Source organism: Streptomyces sp. NPDC058701, from assembly GCF_042715295.1.
In the GTDB taxonomy this organism is placed as follows: domain Bacteria; phylum Actinomycetota; class Actinomycetes; order Streptomycetales; family Streptomycetaceae; genus Streptomyces.
In genome coordinates, this window is record NZ_JBHXSY010000014.1 from 95130 (window position 1) to 111592 (window position 16463).

At 71.2% G+C, this 16463-nt stretch carries 12 protein-coding genes, 1 tRNA gene and 1 pseudogene; 3 read left to right on the forward strand and 11 right to left on the reverse strand.

Annotated features, from left to right (window positions below; genetic code table 11):
• The first annotated feature begins 181 nt into the window (after nt 1-181).
• Together ACFWW8_RS17655 and ACFWW8_RS17660 are read left to right on the forward strand one after the other, a co-directional pair.
• Nucleotides 182-1804 carry an alpha/beta hydrolase gene (locus tag ACFWW8_RS17655; protein ID WP_386529717.1) on the forward strand — a complete coding sequence of 541 codons (1623 nt, stop codon included), beginning with the start codon at nt 182-184 and terminating at the stop codon, nt 1802-1804.
• Between the two features lie 157 nt (nt 1805-1961).
• Nucleotides 1962-2035, forward strand: a tRNA-Thr gene (locus tag ACFWW8_RS17660).
• Between the two features lie 48 nt (nt 2036-2083).
• Here ACFWW8_RS17660 and ACFWW8_RS17665 read toward each other — a convergent pair.
• The 3 genes and pseudogenes from ACFWW8_RS17665 to ACFWW8_RS17675 form a co-directional block, all read right to left on the reverse strand.
• Nucleotides 2084-2452 (reverse strand): annotated as a pseudogene (locus ACFWW8_RS17665) (tyrosine-type recombinase/integrase); the annotation flags it as partial.
• A gap of 64 nt (nt 2453-2516) precedes the next feature.
• Nucleotides 2517-2735, reverse strand: coding sequence for a hypothetical protein (locus ACFWW8_RS17670; RefSeq protein WP_386529719.1), 219 nt, complete (start codon nt 2733-2735; stop codon nt 2517-2519).
• 314 nt (nt 2736-3049) lie between these two features.
• Nucleotides 3050-3385 carry a YdhR family protein gene (locus ACFWW8_RS17675; RefSeq protein WP_249764215.1) on the reverse strand — a complete coding sequence of 112 codons (336 nt, stop codon included), beginning with the start codon at nt 3383-3385 and terminating at the stop codon, nt 3050-3052.
• 201 nt (nt 3386-3586) lie between these two features.
• Between ACFWW8_RS17675 and ACFWW8_RS17680 the strand changes: the two genes are divergently transcribed.
• The gene (locus ACFWW8_RS17680; RefSeq protein WP_386529863.1) at nt 3587-4825 is read left to right on the forward strand and encodes an IS701 family transposase; all 1239 of its coding nucleotides are present in this window, start codon (nt 3587-3589) and stop codon (nt 4823-4825) included.
• Between the two features lie 324 nt (nt 4826-5149).
• On the opposite strand, the gene ACFWW8_RS17685 is transcribed toward ACFWW8_RS17680, so the two are convergent.
• The 8 genes from ACFWW8_RS17685 to ACFWW8_RS17720 form a co-directional block, all read right to left on the reverse strand.
• Nucleotides 5150-5794: a hypothetical protein gene (locus tag ACFWW8_RS17685; protein ID WP_386529865.1), complete on the reverse strand. Its 645-nt coding sequence runs from the start codon at nt 5792-5794 to the stop codon at nt 5150-5152.
• Between the two features lie 14 nt (nt 5795-5808).
• The gene (locus tag ACFWW8_RS17690; RefSeq protein WP_386529720.1) at nt 5809-8343 is read right to left on the reverse strand and encodes a hypothetical protein; all 2535 of its coding nucleotides are present in this window, start codon (nt 8341-8343) and stop codon (nt 5809-5811) included.
• A complete protein-coding gene (locus tag ACFWW8_RS17695; RefSeq protein WP_386529722.1) occupies nt 8340-8768 on the reverse strand; it encodes a DUF6507 family protein in 429 nt (142 codons plus the stop codon). The genes ACFWW8_RS17690 and ACFWW8_RS17695 overlap by 4 nt, the downstream gene beginning before the upstream one ends.
• 49 nt (nt 8769-8817) lie before the next feature.
• Nucleotides 8818-9129, reverse strand: a complete 312-nt coding sequence (locus tag ACFWW8_RS17700; protein ID WP_267843840.1) for a pore-forming ESAT-6 family protein — start codon at nt 9127-9129, stop codon at nt 8818-8820.
• Nucleotides 9130-9180: 51 nt separating this feature from the next.
• A complete protein-coding gene (locus ACFWW8_RS17705; protein ID WP_267723108.1) occupies nt 9181-9513 on the reverse strand; it encodes a hypothetical protein in 333 nt (110 codons plus the stop codon).
• A 117-nt stretch (nt 9514-9630) separates the two neighbouring features.
• The gene (locus tag ACFWW8_RS17710; protein ID WP_386529726.1) at nt 9631-11049 is read right to left on the reverse strand and encodes a DUF6177 family protein; all 1419 of its coding nucleotides are present in this window, start codon (nt 11047-11049) and stop codon (nt 9631-9633) included.
• Between the two features lie 61 nt (nt 11050-11110).
• Nucleotides 11111-15088: a type VII secretion protein EccCa gene (gene eccCa, locus ACFWW8_RS17715; protein ID WP_386529727.1), complete on the reverse strand. Its 3978-nt coding sequence runs from the start codon at nt 15086-15088 to the stop codon at nt 11111-11113.
• Nucleotides 15089-15143: 55 nt separating this feature from the next.
• Entirely contained in the window at nt 15144-16430 is a 1287-nt protein-coding gene (locus ACFWW8_RS17720) for a MinD/ParA family protein (RefSeq protein WP_386529729.1), read from the reverse strand.
• Nucleotides 16431-16463: the final 33 nt, after the last annotated feature.

A 16463-nucleotide genomic window follows, 5' to 3' on the forward strand; every position in this document is an offset into this window, starting at 1 on the left:
AGCCCACCGGAGCGGTACGCGTAGGGGCGTGCGGTTGACGGGCTCACCCGTACGGGCGGTCCGCCGCAGGGGCCGGGACGGGCCCGCCCCGTGCCCGGTCCGGCGCGGGCCACGGAAGGCGCGCGGCCGTCCGGGGCAGGAGCGCCCCTGGACCCCGGCCGGCAGGACGTAGGCTCCGGGAATGGACACCAGCCGCCTGCTGCGTACGACCGGGACCGTGATCGCAGCCGCCGGGCTGCTGCTCTCCGGGTGCACTTCCGGCGGGTCGGGGGAACCACAGGCCTCCGCGATCCCCGGGTCGTCATCGGGGGCCGGCTCCGCGACGGACCCGGCCCGTTCGGCGTCCCCCGCGGCGCGGCCGTCGCCCGACCCGGTCGCGCTGCGCCCGTACTACGAGCAGAAGCTGACCTGGCGCGACTGCGGTGTCCCCGGGTTCCAGTGCTCCACGATGAAGGCCCCGCTGGACTACGCCTCCCCCGGCTCCGGACAGGACGTAGACATCGCGGTGGCCCGCCGCAAGGCCACCGGTCCGGGCAAGCGGCTCGGCTCGCTGGTGGTCAACCCCGGCGGTCCCGGCGGCTCCGGGATCGGGTACCTCCAGGCGTACGCGGGCGTCGGCTATCCGGCGCCGGTCCGCGCCCAGTACGACATGGTCTCCTTCGACCCGCGGGGGGTGGACCGCAGCACCCCCGTGAAGTGTCTGAGCGGCCCCGCCATGGACAAGTTCACCCAGGTGGACCAGACGCCGGACGACGCGGCCGAGCGGGCCCGGCTGGTGGCCGCGTTCAAGGAGTTCGCGGCGGCCTGCAAGCAGCGATCGCAGCGGATCCTCCCGCACGTGTCCACCGTGGACGCCGCCCGCGACATGGACCTGCTGCGCGCGGTGCTGGGCGACGAGAAGCTCACGTACGTCGGGGCCTCGTACGGGACGTTCCTCGGCGCGACGTACGCGGACCTCTTCCCGAGCCGTGTCGGGCGCCTCGTCCTGGACGGGGCGATGGACCCCTCGCGTCCGGCGCTCGACCTGAACCGGGACCAGACGGCCGGCTTCGAGACCGCCTTCAACGCCTTCGCCGAGGACTGCGCGCAGCAGACCGACTGCCCGCTGGGTACGGGCGACCCGAAGGCGGTGGCGGCACGCCTGAAGGAGTTCTTCGCGAAGGTCGACGCGCAGCCCGTGCCGACCGGCGACGCGGGCCGCCCGCTCGGCGAGTCCCTGGCGACGACCGGGGTGATCGCCGCGCTGTACGACGAGAGCGCCTGGCCGCAGCTGCGCGATGCGCTCGGATCGGCCATGAACGGTGACGGGGCCTCCCTGCTGGCCCTCGCCGACAGCTACTACGAGCGTGCACCGGACGGTACGTACGCGAACCTGATGTTCGCCAACGCCGCCGTCAACTGCATCGACCAGCCCGCGGCGTTCAGCGGCCCGGAGGCGGTGGACGCGGCGCTCCCGTCGTTCCGCAAGGCGTCGCCGGTCTTCGGCGAGGGGCTGGCGTGGGCGTCGCTGAACTGCGGGTACTGGCCGGTGAAGGCGACGGGCACGGCGCAGAAGCTGGCGGCGAAGGGCGCCCCGCCGATCGTGGTGGTGGGCACGACCCGGGACCCGGCGACCCCGTACAAGTGGGCCCAGGCCCTGGCGGGGCAGCTCGAATCGGGCACCCTGCTGACGTACGAGGGCGACGGCCACACGGCGTACGGGCGCGGCAGCGACTGCATCGACACCTCGATCAACCGGTACCTGCTGGAGGGCAAGGCACCGGAGGACGGCAAACGATGCGAGCCTTCGGACGCGACCCAGTGAGCCGGACGCCCCGGACCCCTGCACGCCAGATGTCGCGATTTGTGACGTACGCCCCACTTCCGAAATCCTGGTTCGGGGCACCCGTCCACACCCTGTAGACTTGGCGCCGCTGCTGATGAGAGCACCTCTTCGAGGGAATACTTGTCTGACCAGCGGTGCCGCCTTAGCTCAGTTGGCCAGAGCAACGCACTCGTAATGCGTAGGTCTCGGGTTCGAATCCCGAAGGCGGCTCTGTAGAACCCCCAGGACTCACTCGCCGTGACCTGGGGGTTTTGCTATTTACCGGATCTTGCGCCGCCGCCGCGCGCGGGCGGCCCGGGTGCTCTCGGTCTCAGTTCTGGTCTCAGACACGGGATCGGGGCCCGGCATGAACGCCTCTCCCATGCGCCGCATCGCCTCGCGGGAGGGCTCGGAGCGGCCCTTCACGTAACGCCGGGTCTGGCTGATCTGGGTGTGCCGGAGGATCTCCATGATGGTGGGCATGTCGACCCCCGGCTCGTTCAGGATCGTGCCGGCCGTGTGACGGCTCCCGTCGTGCTGGGGCCGGTCGCTGATGCCCGCCTCGTCGAACAGTTCCTCCTCCCATAGCTCCCCGGCGGCCTGGCGCTGCTCGTCCTGCTTCGCCCGGTGCTCCAGGAGATAGGGCAGCGGGCCTCACCGTGGGGCACCGTGGCGGCGGTTGCCTCGGAGGCGTCGGCCACCTGCGTGGTCATTATGGACTGAGGATGTGGTGGGTGACGGAGGCCTCACTGTGGCCGAGGGTCTCATACGCGATCTTGACGTCGAGGTCGACGTCGACGATGAGCGAGGCGGCGATGTGCCGCAGGTCGGGCAGCCGGATCTGCGGCAGTCCGGCGAGCTCGACGAGCTTCGCGAACTGTTCCGTCAGCCAAGCCGGGTTGATCCACTTCCCACATTCAGGAAGAGGCACTTAATCAAGCGCTTGAGCTGATCGGCACGTCCCCTGACAGTTCGGCGATGCTTGCGTGGCGGGCGGTCGAGGCCGAGTTGCGACGAGTTACCGGCACGCTGGCACGCGAAATCGACCTCCGTATCTGGAGCACGGCTGAGGTGCTTCGTGAGGCTGCACGCCGCGGCTCCCTGCCCGCGCCGAATCGCTGACACGGCGTTGCGGCTAGTACTCCAGCTGTAGATCGTGATCTTTGCGTTGTTGGGCTGCTTGGCGCTGGTAGTGGCCGGCACGGGCTGGCTCGGTCTGGTGCGGTCGCGCCAGTCGTCGGCGGGTCACGCCGTCGTGTCCGCCGGATGGCCGGACTCGGCGAAGGGCCCCCGGTCGGGGCGCAGCGAATAGAGCACCTCGTACACCTCGCGGCGGACCTCTACCGCTTCGTACGCGGCAGGGATTGTGCGGGCGAGCTCGGTCTCCCGGAACGCGTCGAGCGCCTCGCGGCTCTCGAAGAAGTAGATGCCGCACACGTCGCCGGTTGCGCTGTCGCGGCCGTAGACCTTCTGCAGGAGACCGGGTACGTCATGGAAGCGGGGCCGCCGCTCCAGCAGGCGCCGCTCGAACTCCTGCGCATCGAGTCCGGATGTGATCCGGACGAAGAGGATGGCGGGCATGGAGTCATCTCCGTCCTTGAGATGCCCCCTGAGTCGAGTATAGCCAGCAGGCACATGGACAGTGATCTCGCTGGTCAGGGCCTGTGCGGACACAGGTGCGGCCACCGTTGATCATCGTGAGTTGTGTGGACTGACGAAGAGACGGTGGCCGCAGGTCACAGCATAGATCCCACCCGTTGGCGGGGTGCGTTCGAGGCCCTGATGGGCAGGATCGCGGGCCGCTTCGCACGGGTTGAACCCCGGCGCCGGGCCGGGTGGCTGGTGCTCGGTCTGCTGGCGGACCTGCCGCGCAAGAACTGCTGGACGATCGCGGAGTGGGCCGGGGATCCCACTCCGCACGGTTTGCAGCACTTGCTGTCCCGGGCGTCCTGGGATGCGGACACGGTCCGTGATGACGTCCGTGACTACGTGGTCGAGCATCTGCGTGATGACGCGGCGGTGCTGGTTGTCGACGAGACCGGCGACGTGAAGAAGGGCACGCACACCGCCGGGGTCCAGCGGCAGTACACCGGCACCGCGGGCCGGATCGAGAACTCCCAGGTCGCCGTCTACCTCGTCTACGCCAGCAGCCGCGGGCACGCCGCTGTGGACCGAGAGCTGTACGTTCCGTGCGCGTGGACCACCGATCCCGACCGCTGCCAGGCCGCGGGCGTCCCAGAGGAACGGGCCTTCGCGACCAAGCCGGAACTGGCCGCCGTGATGATCGAACGGTTCCTGGACGCCGGGCACCACGCCGCCTGGGCGGCCGGGGACGAGGTCTACGGCGGCAACCCGAAACTGCGGGCCGCACTGGAAACACGCGGCATGGGCTACGTCCTCGCCGTCGCCTGCTCAGCCGGAATCACCACCCAGGCAGGCAAGTTCAGGGCCGACGCCCTGGCCGGCAAGCTGCCCAGGCGGGCCTGGCAGAAGCTGTCCGCCGGGGCCGGCGCGAAGGGGCACCGGTTTTACGACTGGGCCGTCATCGACACCGTCGACCCCAGCCCCGGGCACCGTCAGTTGCTGATCCGCCGCAACCGTGCCACCGGCGAACTCGCCTACTACCGCTGCTATTCGCCCGGGGCCGTGCCGCTGACCACCCTGGTCAGGGTCGCCGGATCAAGGTGGCGGGTGGAGGAGACCTTCCAGGCCGGAAAGGGTCTGGCCGGACTTGATGAGCATCAGGTCCGACGATTCGTGTCCTGGACCCGCTGGGTCACTCTGGCGATGCTCGCCCATGCCTTCCTCGCCGTCGTCCGGGCCGACGAACACGACCGGGCCGCCGACCCCGCCGACCTGATCCCGCTGTCCTGCAACGAAGTACAGCGACTGTTCATCGCCATCGTCGTCCAGTCCGTCCACAACACCGCCCACCGTCTCGCCTGGTCCAACTGGCGACGTCGCCATCAGGCCCGATCCCAGACCAGCCACTACCGGCGACAAGCCGCAACGCAGACATGAAGATCACGATCTACAGCTGGAGTACTAGCCAGACTTCGGGCGCGGGTTACGCACGGCGAGCACACGGTTCTGCCGGATGCAGCATTGGATTACGTCGCAAGTTGCGAGCTGCTGCTACAGCACCTTGTTCTGGTTCCGCTGCCCGAGGCCGATCCCTCCTGAGCGCAGCACGCCCGAATGCGCGGTCCCAGTCATCGGTCCATTCCACCGTGCGAAGGCGATTCAGCACGGCAGGTGGCGTGCGGTCGGTCACTTCAGCTCGATTCCTTTCGATCACCTGCTTGTCCAGCACCGCCGGGTTGCCGTCGTAACGGGTGCCGCCGCCTACCCGAATACGGTATCGGTGAGGTCCGGCCCACGCCCGTCGATGATGTCGGGAGCCTGGAGCCCGTAGCCCTCGGCTCGACCGTAGTACGTCGGCTCGCCGGGCTCCGCCTCGATCCCCAGCAGTTGGTCGAGCTCCTGCAGGGCTGACGCGAGCCTCGGCGCATTGTTGGCGTGGATGGCCGGGTGCGGCTCGCCTCGGAAGTCACACTGACCCCATACGTCGTGGTACACGGTCAGTTCCGCCGAGGGGCCGATCTCGTCGGGTGACACCATGAGTTCGACCAGGCGGTACTCGTTGTGGCGTGTTCCGCTCGCGTCGAACCAGGTGCCCGATCCCAGCACGAGGATTCCGCCCATCTCTGCCTGCGGATGGCCGCCCGGCTGACAGGCGCGGAGGTCACCGGGCAGTGCCGGATCATCGAGCGAACGCTTGCTGAGATCCAGGCGGCTGTGGATGCCGAGGCCGCCCATGCCGACCTGGAACCAGTTCCACTCGAGTGAGGCCGGCTCCAGCAAAGCGTGCTTCTGAAGCACCGCACCCATGCGCGCCGCAGTCCTGAGCGCGGATTCCAGACCGGGCTCCGCCACGTCGTCCAGGTCCCAGAACCACGAGCCGCACTCCTTCGGCGCGCGCATCAGCATCGACATCTACTTCCTTACGACTTGGTGGCATTAGTGGGAAATATGGTGACGGACCCGTCGTTGAATCGTAGCTCGAAGGAGGCGTTGCTCCGGTCAGCGGCCCTTTGGACGGCCTGGATTTCACGCTCCGTGAGCTCGCTCCTGAGGCCCCTGATATCCAGAAGTGCGTGCTTGACGTCAACTCCGGGCCCGCCGAGCTGCTTCTCCGCGATCTTCTTGACTGCCGACTTGATGCCCGCGACGCTGTCCACGTCCTTGAGTTGAGCGCCATATTCGATGCGCCCGTCGGGGGTGCGGACCAGCACGTCCAGGTCGAGCTTCTGGGCGGGAAGCTTCAGCTCGAACTCGATGTTTTTGATTCCCTTGGACTGGAGATCGGCGGCGTGCTCCATCGCCTGGTGCACAGCGGGAATCATGCCGTTCTGCTTGACCTGGAACAGAAGGCCCTCTGGCTTCTTGAATCCGGGGGTGTCCGCAAATCGGCCGCTCGCGATGTATTCCGCAACTGCTGCCCCGTATTCCGATTTCTTCAGCTGCACGAGCATGCGGCCCTGGTCCACCGGCGGAACCTTGGCGTCCTTGAGAGCTTCCGTCACGGCGGCTTCCCGCTCAGGGGCCATGGGCCCACTGGGCTGCTGGCCGATCCGGGAACCCTCCAGAATGACCGGAGGCTGCTGCTCAGGCATCCCGGGGCCGCTCCCGGGACCGTCACCGGTCCCACCCCCGCCACCCGGTGTCTCCGGGCCGCCGCCGGTGGACGGGGTCTCCGGCCCGCCGCCAGTCGTCGACGGCGTATCCGTGTGGTCGGCGCTCGTGGTCGGGGCGTCCGAGCGGGGGCCAGGGGCGGACGGGTCGTGGGTGTCTGCGCTGTTGCGCGGCATGTTGTCCGGGGCGTGGCCGCCCGGGCCGTCGCCCGCGCGGCCCGTGGGGGTGTTGTCGATGCCGCCCGGGGCGTGCGCGCCGTTGTCCACCGCACCGACCGGGGGCGAGGTGTCGGAGCCGAGGCGGACGATGTCGTCGGTCCCGCGGGCGCCGACGCCGGCCAGTTCGCGTTCCGGGACCCTGGCGGTGACCGGGGCGTCCGGCTTCGGGGCTTCGACGCGGGGGGTGTTCGCGTCCGCGTCCGGCGAGGGCTCCTGCTTGGCGGCCTTTCCGCTCTGCTCCAGGGAGCCGTCGGCCTTGTAGATGTTGCCGTCGAGGTCCATGAACCGCGGCCCGTCGGGCGTCGGGAGCTTGACCGTGCCGGGCGGGAGGGTCGTCGTGCCCTCGGGCAGCTTGATGGTGCCGTCGGGGAGCTTCGTCGCGCCGTCGGGGACGGTCGCGCCGGAGGGGAGGTGGATCGCACCGTCCGGCAGCAGTACCGCGCCGTCGGGGAGGGCGACCGCACCGTCCACGTTGATGCTGGGGACCTCGAACCTGCCGGCGCCCTTGAGGCCGGCCATCACGTCGCCGATCTTGGCGAACCCCGCCCCGGCGCCCTTGAACATGTACGTCGTCGGGTCGATCGCCCGACCCGCCTTGCCGGCGAACGACAGGGTCTTGGCGACCGCGCCCGCCTTGCCGGCGCCCGAGACCGCACCGCCCGCGCCGCCGGTGAACACCGTGGTCAGGACGTTGAAGGTGACCGCGCCCGCGGCACGGGAAGGGTTGGAGCCCCATTGGTCCCAGGCCAGGAGGGCCTTGCCGGTCTCCTTCATGGCGGTGCGGGAGTCGCGGAGCCAGGACGGGAGCTTGTCGTCGGGGGCGGCGAGGAAGAGGGGGCCCACGCCGGGGACCGCCAGGATGGCGAGGCCGGTACCCAGCTTGGCCAGGCCGGTCCAGGACTGCTTGAACACGTCCCAGCCCTGGAGCCCCACCAGACCGCCGAGGCCCTTGAGGGTGCCCCAGACGCCGTCGACGACGACGCCCTTGCCGAACTCCCAGGCGTGTTCCCACACCTGCCAGGCCGGGATGGACTCCTCGACCGCGTCGCCCCAGGGCAGGGACTTGGACTGCTTCATCGCCTCGGCGTCGTAGCCGTACATGTCCTTGCCGTTGGAGCCGTCGTTGACCTTCAGCGGTTTCCCGCCGACCAGGGCGACGATCTTTCCGTAGGCGGCCCGCTCCACTTCCTGGAACTCGGCCCAGACTTCGGCGATCTTGTTGCGGCGCTCGAGGTTCTCGTCGATCAGATCGCCGTCCTCACGCCACTTCTCGTCCTTGTCCGTCTCCGTGCGGAACGCCTGCGCCTCCGCCTTCAGGTTCTCCAGCTTCTTGACGATCGGCGCGGCGTCGCGCGAGTACGTGCCCAGCGCGCCGGCGATCGTGCACATGTCGGAGCTGAGCTTGAGCCCGAGGTCGGAGACGGGCTTCGTCGTCGCGAACAGCTGGTCGGCTTCCGGGGCCTGGTAGAAGGCCTGGAGGCCACCGAAGCTGGTGTGGACGTCCGAGGTCTTCGTCGCGACCGCGGCCCCGCCCGACGAGATGGCCTTGACCTTCGCGTCCAGGAGGGCCAGGTTCCCCGTGAAGACCGGCACCTCGGCCGGATCGACCGGCGCGTTCCCGCTCACTTCTTGCCCCCCGGCTTCTCGCGCAGGACGTCGAGGTTGACGGCCCTGGCCGCGTCCTGGGCGGCCTTGGCCTGCTCCAGGTCGCCTTCCAGGTACTCGTTCGTCGCCTTCACCGCACCGAGGACGCAGGCCTCGATCCGCTCCGCCATCGACGTGAACTCCGGCTTGCGTGCCGTCAGGTACTCACCGAGCGCGGCCGCGACCGGGCCCATCGCCTTCTGGCTCAGATGCGGCTGGCCGACCGGCACCGGTCCTGCCAGCTTGGTCTCCGCCTGCGAACCGGGCACGGCCGTCCCCGCGGCCTGCGCCGCCTCCGACATGGCCGTGAGCAGGGCGTTGAGCGCCTTCTCCAGCTCACCGGCATGCGTGCCGACGGTCTTCAACTGGCCCTGCACACCCTGCGGCTTGATGTCCCACGACGTCATCAGCGAACCCCCGTACTACCCCGACCAACCGTCCCGCGTCCCCGCTCGTTCAGCCGATGTTGTCGACCGCGGCCTTCGCCCGCTGCAGCGTCTGGTGCGCCGTCGCGTCGTTCTTCTCCAGCGTCGTGTTCAGCAGCTGGATGATGTTCTTGACCTCCTGCGAGGCGTTCTTCCACCGCAGCTCCTTGGCGTGGTAGTCGTCCGCCACACCGTCCGCCGCGAAGTCCGCCATCGCCGACGCGACCTGCGCCTCACGTGCTGCGATGACCTGCTCCAGCTGGCCGATCACCGCCTTGATACCGCCCTGCACCTCCGTCGAGGCACCCACGTCGTACGCACGACGGTCCGTCCCACCTGCCACTACAACCACACTCCCCGTGAAGAAGAACCATCAGAAGAAGGACCGGCGGCCTCAGCGGCCGCGGAAGCGGGCGGCGTCGAAGTTCGCCGCACCCTGCGTCTGCCGCGCGTTCTCGCCCTGCTCCTGGTCACCCGAGCCGAAGGCCTGCTCCATCCCCGACTGGCCGCCCAGGATGGCCGCCAGCGAAGCGTTCAGCTCCTTCGCGATCCCGTCCGCGCGCAGCTTGAACGAGTCGAACGCGACCTTGCCCTGGCCCTGGAACTTGCCCTCCAACGGCTGCGCCGCGGTCACCAGCTGCTTGATCAGCGACCCCAGGTCCGTATTGGAGTTGCGCGACCCGGACATCAGGTTCGTCAGGACCTGCGTCCCCATGTCGAACTTCATCTCACTCCCCCGTACATCCGATCGAACATAAGTATGTCCATCTTCATCAATCCCCGTCGCGCCTGCAACCGGCAAAGCTGCTGTTGTGACTCATCCATGACAATCCACCAGCGCTTTTCACGCGCCCTTCAGATGGCCCATCAGCCGCTCGAAGACGGCCCATCCCGAGAGGTCCGAAGGGTCCCCGGGCATCGCGTAGTAGTAGGCGGGGCGGGACTTGGGGCCCAGCCGCAGCGGCTGTTCGGCCAGCGGGGTGCGCCGGGCGCGGTCGTCGGGCATGGCCCGGACCTCCTCCGCGCCCAGGACGAAGGCGAGCGGCACGCCCGGCCCCTCGAAGCGCGGTGGTACCAGCAGATCGCGGCGCGCTTTGCGGAGCTGTACGAGCATGGACTGGAGGCGGTGCCGGGTGACGAGCGCCTCCGCCGTGCGCGGCAGGGCGTCCAGCGGTGGTTCCTCGCCGGCGCCGTAGCCGAGGGCCAGGGTCACGGTCTCCTCGACGCCCGCCTTCGTGCGGTTGATCCGCACCGTGGCGAGGCCGGGCCGCTCGGGGCTGCCCACCACCACGAACCAGGTCGGATCGGGTGCCCGGGCGAAGGCGACGTCGGTCAGCCGGCCGGGCGACCACGGCAGGTTGGCCGGCTCGGCCGTGCCCCAGCCCGCCGGGGGCGCGCCGGTCAGTTCGCGCCACACCGTCTCCAGGGCGCCTCCGAGGACCAGCCGGTCGTCCGCGGGGTGGACGGTGCGGAAGGTGACGGCCAGCTGTCGTTCGGCCGTTTCCGTGACCTCCTGGTACGAGGCGGCCACCGGAGTCCGCGGGTCGTCCTCGGTGGCGTGCTCGGACACCACGGTGGCGAACATGCCCTCCTGCCAGCGCAGTACCGCGCCCGAGAGTCCGTCGTAGTAGCCGTCCCGCTCGTCCCGCACGACCCACCGCGACGGCCAGTCCGGCATGTTGGCCAGCACCGCCGGCGACATCGGCGTCCCGGGCGGAGTGACGACCTGCAGGCCCCGCTCGCCCGCCGCCGCGGCCCGGAAGGCGTCGGAGAGCCAGGCCGTCATGGCGAGGACCGGGCGGTCCATGATGACCACCGCGACGTTGGGGGTCAGCACGTCCACGGCGGGCTGCGCCGCCGCGGGCGCGGGCGCGACGCCGACCCCGTCGGTCCGCACCACGCCCAGGGAGCCGGCCGCCTCCGGTGGCCATGCGCTCCCGCCCGCCAGGTCGGCGAGCCGGGCCGCGAAGGTCCCGGCGAGGCGCTCGGCGTCGGGTACGCCGGTGGTGGCGCGCGCCTCCGTCCACCAGAACGGAACGCGCGGCGGGGTGGCCCCCAGGAGCCGCTCGGCCTCCCCCTCGACCTGGACCAGCAGGGGTGCCTCGACCGAGACCAGCGGCCGCCCCTGCTCGTCGCAGAGCTGTACGACCGCGCCCTCGCCCGCCGTGTTCACCAGTTTGTCGGGGCCCCCGGAGAGGAGGCCGGCGAGCACCACCCACGGATCGGGCATCCGCGGGGTGAGGGCGATGACGTCCTTGGTCATGAGGTCGTACGGTCCTTCGCAGTCCGGTTCGGGGAGGGGTGGCGGGTGGGTGGCCGGGGTGTCACCCGGGCGACGTGTACACGGTCTGGATCAGGCGGTTGGTCTGGCCCCTGCGGACGAGGACACCGCGGCCGGCGGGCTGCTGGGAGGCGTACACCCCCGGGAACAGCTGGCCTTCGCCGCGGTCTCCCGCCATGACGATCGCCGAGGCTCCCGACTCGCGCAGGCCCTGCACCAGTGGTTCGTACATCCCGCGCGAGGCGCCCGCGACGCGGCGGGTCAGGACGAAGTGCAGCCCGATGTCCATCGCCGCCGGGATGTACGGGACGAACGGGGCGAGCGGCGACTGTCCCGCGGTGGTGAGCACGTCGTAGTCGTCGACGAGCACGACGATCCGCGGGCCGCCGCCCCAGCTGCCGGGTTCCAGGTCGTCCAGGGGGGCGCTGTCGTCGGGCAGCCGCCGCTCCAGTTCGGTGGCGATCCCCGCGGCCAGCCCGGCGCACATCTTGCTGTTGTAGGCGTAGCCGCCGTTGAACTCCTCCGGGACCACACCGCGCAGGCTTCGCCGCGGGTCCATGATGGCGAAGACCAGTTCCTCCTCGCCGTAGCGGTCGATGAGGCCGCCGGCGACGGTCTTGAGCAGGTTCGTCTTGCCGCACTCGCTGTCGCCCATGACCAGCAGGTGCTGGTCGTGCCGGAAGAGGTCGAGGAGCACGGGCGCCAGCCCGTTCTGGTCGAGGCCGATCGGCACCCGCGCGGGCTCTGCCGCCGGTCCCGGCAGCAGACGGGGCTCCAGCAGGTGCGGCAGTACGCGTACCGGCTGGGCGGTCTCTCCGCTCCAGGTGGCCCGGACGGTACCGGCGGTGCGCTCCAGCACCGCGCCGAGTTCCGAGGTGTCGCGGAGCCCGTCGGTGCGGGGGAGTGCCACCTGCGCGAAGAGCTTGCCGTCGGTGAGGACACGGCCGGGTTCGGCGGGGGACAGGGTCTCGGCCAGTTTGCGGTCGACGCTGGACTCGCCGGGGTCGTTGAGGCGCAGTTCGACGCGCGTGCCGAAGTTCGACTGGGTGGCGATGCGGACGTCGTTCCAGCGGAGCATGCCCGCGACGACGTGGATGCCGTAGCCGCCGCCGCGCTTGAGGATGTCGACGACGGCGTCGTCGAGCTCCTCGAAGTCGTCGCGCAGCGCGCCGAAGCCGTCGATGACGAGGACGATCTCGGCGGAGGCGAGCTGGGGCAGCCGGCCGGCCGCGTGCAGTGCGCGCAGTTGCTCGACGGAGTCGATGCCGTGTTCCCGGAAGAGGTCCTCGCGGGTCGCGAGCATGGTGCGCACCTCTTCGAGGGTGCGGGCCGCGCGCTCGCGGTCGGCGCGTCCCGCGACTCCGCCGACATGTGGCAGGCCCGCCAGGGCCTGGAGGCCGCCGCCGACCAGGTCGAGGCCGTAGACACCGACCTCCTGCGGGGTGTGGGTGAGCGCGAGGGACAGGACGAGGGTGCGCAGCAGGGTGGTCTTGCCGGACTGCGGGCCGCCGATGACGGCGGCGTGGCCGCCCGCGACGGTGAGGTCGAGGTACCACTCGCCCTGCCGCTGCCTGGTCGGGTCGTCGATCAGGCCCAGCGGTACCGTGAGCCGGCCGCGCCGTTTGGAGAGCTGCATGCCGCGCGCGCCGACGTCGAGGGGACCGGCGACCTCGTCCAGGGGGATCGCGTCGGGCAGCGGGGGCAGCCAGATGCGGCGGACGGGGGCGGCGGCGTCGCGCAGCTGCTCGACGATGACGCCCATCTCGGTCGGTCCGGTCTCGCGGCGCCGGGCGGCGGGCTCCCGGTTTCCGGTGGTGTCGGGCTTGGACAGGGTGTTGAAGGCCTCGTACTCCAGGGCGAGGGGTCCGCTGTCCTCGTCCTCGGCGCGCTGTACGGGGCCCCGGTAGGCGCCCGAGACGTAGCTCGCCTTGAACCGCTCGTAGTGGCTGGTGTCGACCTTGAGGTAGCCGAAGCCGGGCAGCGGCGGGAGGTGGAAGGCGTCGGTGGTGTCCAGGACCGTGCGGGACTCGTCGGCGGAGAAGGTGCGCAGGCCCAGCCGGTACGAGAGGTACGTGTCCAGGCCCTTGAGCTTGCCGCCCTCGATGCGCTGGCTGGACAGCAGCAGGTGGACCCCGATGGAGCGGCCGATGCGGCCGATGGACAGGAACAGGTCGATGAAGTCCGGCTTCGCGGTGAGCAGTTCGCCGAACTCGTCGATGACGACGAACAGGTGCGGCAGCGGGTCCAGGTCGGGGCGGCGTTCGGCGCGCAGCGCGGCGTAGTCACCGATGTCGGCGATGTTGCCGGCTTCCTTCAGGACCTGCTGGCGGCGCTTGACCTCGCCGGCGAGCGAGGCGTGGACGCGCTCGACGAGACCGGCCTGGTTCTCCAGGTTGGTGATGACGCCCGCGACGTGCGGCAGGTCCGCGAACGGCGCGAAGGTGGCGCCGCCCTTGTAGTCGACGAGGACCAGGGCGAGGTCCTCCGGGGGGTGCGTGGCGACCAGGGAGAGGACCAGGGTGCGCAGGAGCTCGGACTTTCCGGAGCCGGTGGCGCCGACGCACAGGCCGTGGGGGCCCATGCCCAGTTCGGAGGATTCCTTGAGGTCCAGCAGTACGGGCCCGTGGGAGTCGCTGATGCCGATGGGTACGCGCAGGAAAGCGCGTTCGCCGCGCGGGGCCCACAGGCTCGCCAGGTCCAGCCGGGCCACGTCGTCGATGCCGAGCAGGTCGGCGAAGTCGACGGGGCCGGACAGGGGGGCGTCGACGAGGGATTCGGCGGACAGGCGCAGGGGGGCGAGCATCCGGGCGAGGCCCTCGGCGAAGGGGACGCCCACTTCGTCCACGGTTCCGTGGGCGCTGATGGGCTGGTCCTCGCGCAGGTCCTCGATGAGCACCCGGTCCCCGTCGGCGGTGATGCGCACGCCCACGTGTCCCGGTTCCTGGATCCGCTGTTCGAGGAGGTGGATGACGGTGGTGCCCATCTCGCGCAGGCCGACCGCTTCGTCGGGGCGGGGCAGTTCGGCGGCGTCCTCGCCGTGCCCGTCGGCCACGACGAGCAGGCGGGACGTCATGGCCAGGGCGTCCTTGCCGGACAGCCCTCGGCGCACTTCGGCGGCGTAGGAGGCGCGGCGACGCAGTTCCGGGCCGATCTGCCGGGCGAGCTGGTCCAGGGAGGGGGCGATGCGGCGGGCGGCGACGGGGCCGTCGAGCTGCTCGGTGTCGAGGAGGTGCGGCATCCACTTGGCCCAGTCCCAGTCGGGGAGCCGGTCGCCGGGGACGGCCAGTGCGATCGCCACGTCGTCGGGGGCGTGCAGGGCGGCGGCCTGGACCAGCAGGGCACGGGCGACGCGCAGGCAGTCCTCGCGCGGGCCGATGACGCTGATGTTGCCGACGCGGTCGAGCGGGACGGTGAGCGGGAGGTCGGTGCCGTTGCGGAACCGGGCGGTCAGCGCCGATGCCTCGTTGAGCATGAACTGGTCGGGCGGGGTGAGGACGGTGGAGCTCTGCTGGCCGATCTGCAGGTCGCGCACGGGCATCTCGCCGGTGCCGACGCGCACGCGCAGGAAGTCGCCGTCGACGCGGCGGCGCTCCCAGAGCCGGGCCGGGTCGCGGACGATGTCGTACAGGGCGTGGGGCGACGGGTTGAGGACGTCGGCCCGTTCGCCGCGCTCGCGTTCCTCGCCGGTGAGATCCTCGCGCAGATCCTCCAGGTAGGCGAGGTAGGCCTCGCGCTGCGTGCGGCGCGTCCGCTGGGCCTTGCCCCGCTGGGAGAAGACGAGCGCGAGGGATCCGACGATGGTGACGACGAGGATCAGCGCGCCGAGAGCGGCGAACTGGCTGTTGCGGACGACCGTCATCATCACGACGGACGACATGACGCCGGCCACGGGCAGCAGCGACATGGCGATGTTGCCCGCCTTGCCCTCGGGCAGGTTGGGCGGGGCCTCGATGATGCGGGCGGCGGGGGCGGCCGGGGGCTTGATGGTTCTGGCCGGGCGGTGGACCAGTCGGGTGCTCATCGTCGTCGTCCGTCATTCGCGGTCGGGCTCGGCACGGTCGGGCTCGGCATGTCGGTCAGTGGCGCTTCTGGGAGAGCTGGAAGGCGTCCGCGGCGATCCGGGTGGCGGTCTGCCTGGTCGAGCGGGCCAGCAGCTCGGGGCTGATGGGGCCGCCGGCCGCCAGGTGCCGGTCGTACGGCAGGACGTGGACGGTGGTCCCGGCGGCCTTGAGGGTGCGGGCCGCCTCGGCGAGGTCGATCCCCGAGTGCGGTGTCTGCTCGGTGAGCACGACGACCGTGCCGGCGATCATGTGCGGGGGCAGCCCCCGCATCCACTGGAGGACCGCGTACGTACTGGCGACGCCGTCGAGGGTCGCGGGGGTGGTGAGGACGCGGGCCTGGGCGGCGGAGAGCGCGACGCGGGCGACCTCGGCGGGCAGGGTCTCGCAGTCGACGACGGTCACGCCGAAGTAGCGGCGGAGCGCGACCATGGCCCGCTCGTAGGACCGGGTGTCGAGCATCGCGCCGATCTGTCCCTGGCTGCCGGGAAGCAGCCAGGCGTTGTCGCGGAGCTGGACGAGGTAGCCGGTGACGTCGAGGAGCGACATCTGGGGTTCGACGATGTCCGCGACGTCGCCGGTGGTCCAGCGCAGGGTCTCGGCGCCGAGGCGGACGGGCAGGGAGCCGAGGGCGGGGTCGGCCTCGACGAAGAGGACGGGGTCCTGCCGGTAGTGGGCGTACGTCGTGCCGAGCAGGGCGGCGACCGTGGACTTGCCGGCGCCGCCGCGGATGGAGGTGACGGCGATCTGGCGGCCGGTGGTGACGGGCTGCTGGAGCAGTTCGGCGGTCCGGGTGGCTTCGGCGACCTCGTGGGCGACGGATGAGGAAACGATTCGCCGTACGGCGCGCGCGGCGCGGGCGGCGAAGGGCTCACCGTGGCGGGGCTTGCGGCCCGCCCCGGCCAGGTCCCTGTCGACCGCGGGCCGGGAGCCGGGGGTGCGGGTCTGCGGGGACGCCGGCTGACGCCGCGGCGCGGGGCCGGGGGGCGCCGTCCGCGGGGCGGGCTGCGCGGCGCCTCCGGGGGCCGGGGCGTACTCCCGGCCGCCGGGCGCGGGCGCGGCGGGCGCCGGGTCCGGGCTGCCGTGGACCGGGTCGCCGGACCGCCGGGCCGGGAGGCCGGCGCCCGGCGGCGGCTGCGCGGCGCCCGGCGGCGGCTGCGCGGCGGCCGGGGGCTGTGGGCGAGCCGCCGGCTGCGGCGGCTGTGGTCCGGCCGGGCCCTGCGACGCCGGCCGGGCGCCGGTCGCCGCGGCGCCGGACCCCAGGTCGCGCAGGACGTCGCCCTGCCAGTTGTCTCCGCTCGGCATCCCTGCCCCGCCCCTCTTGATTCCGTCCTGCCG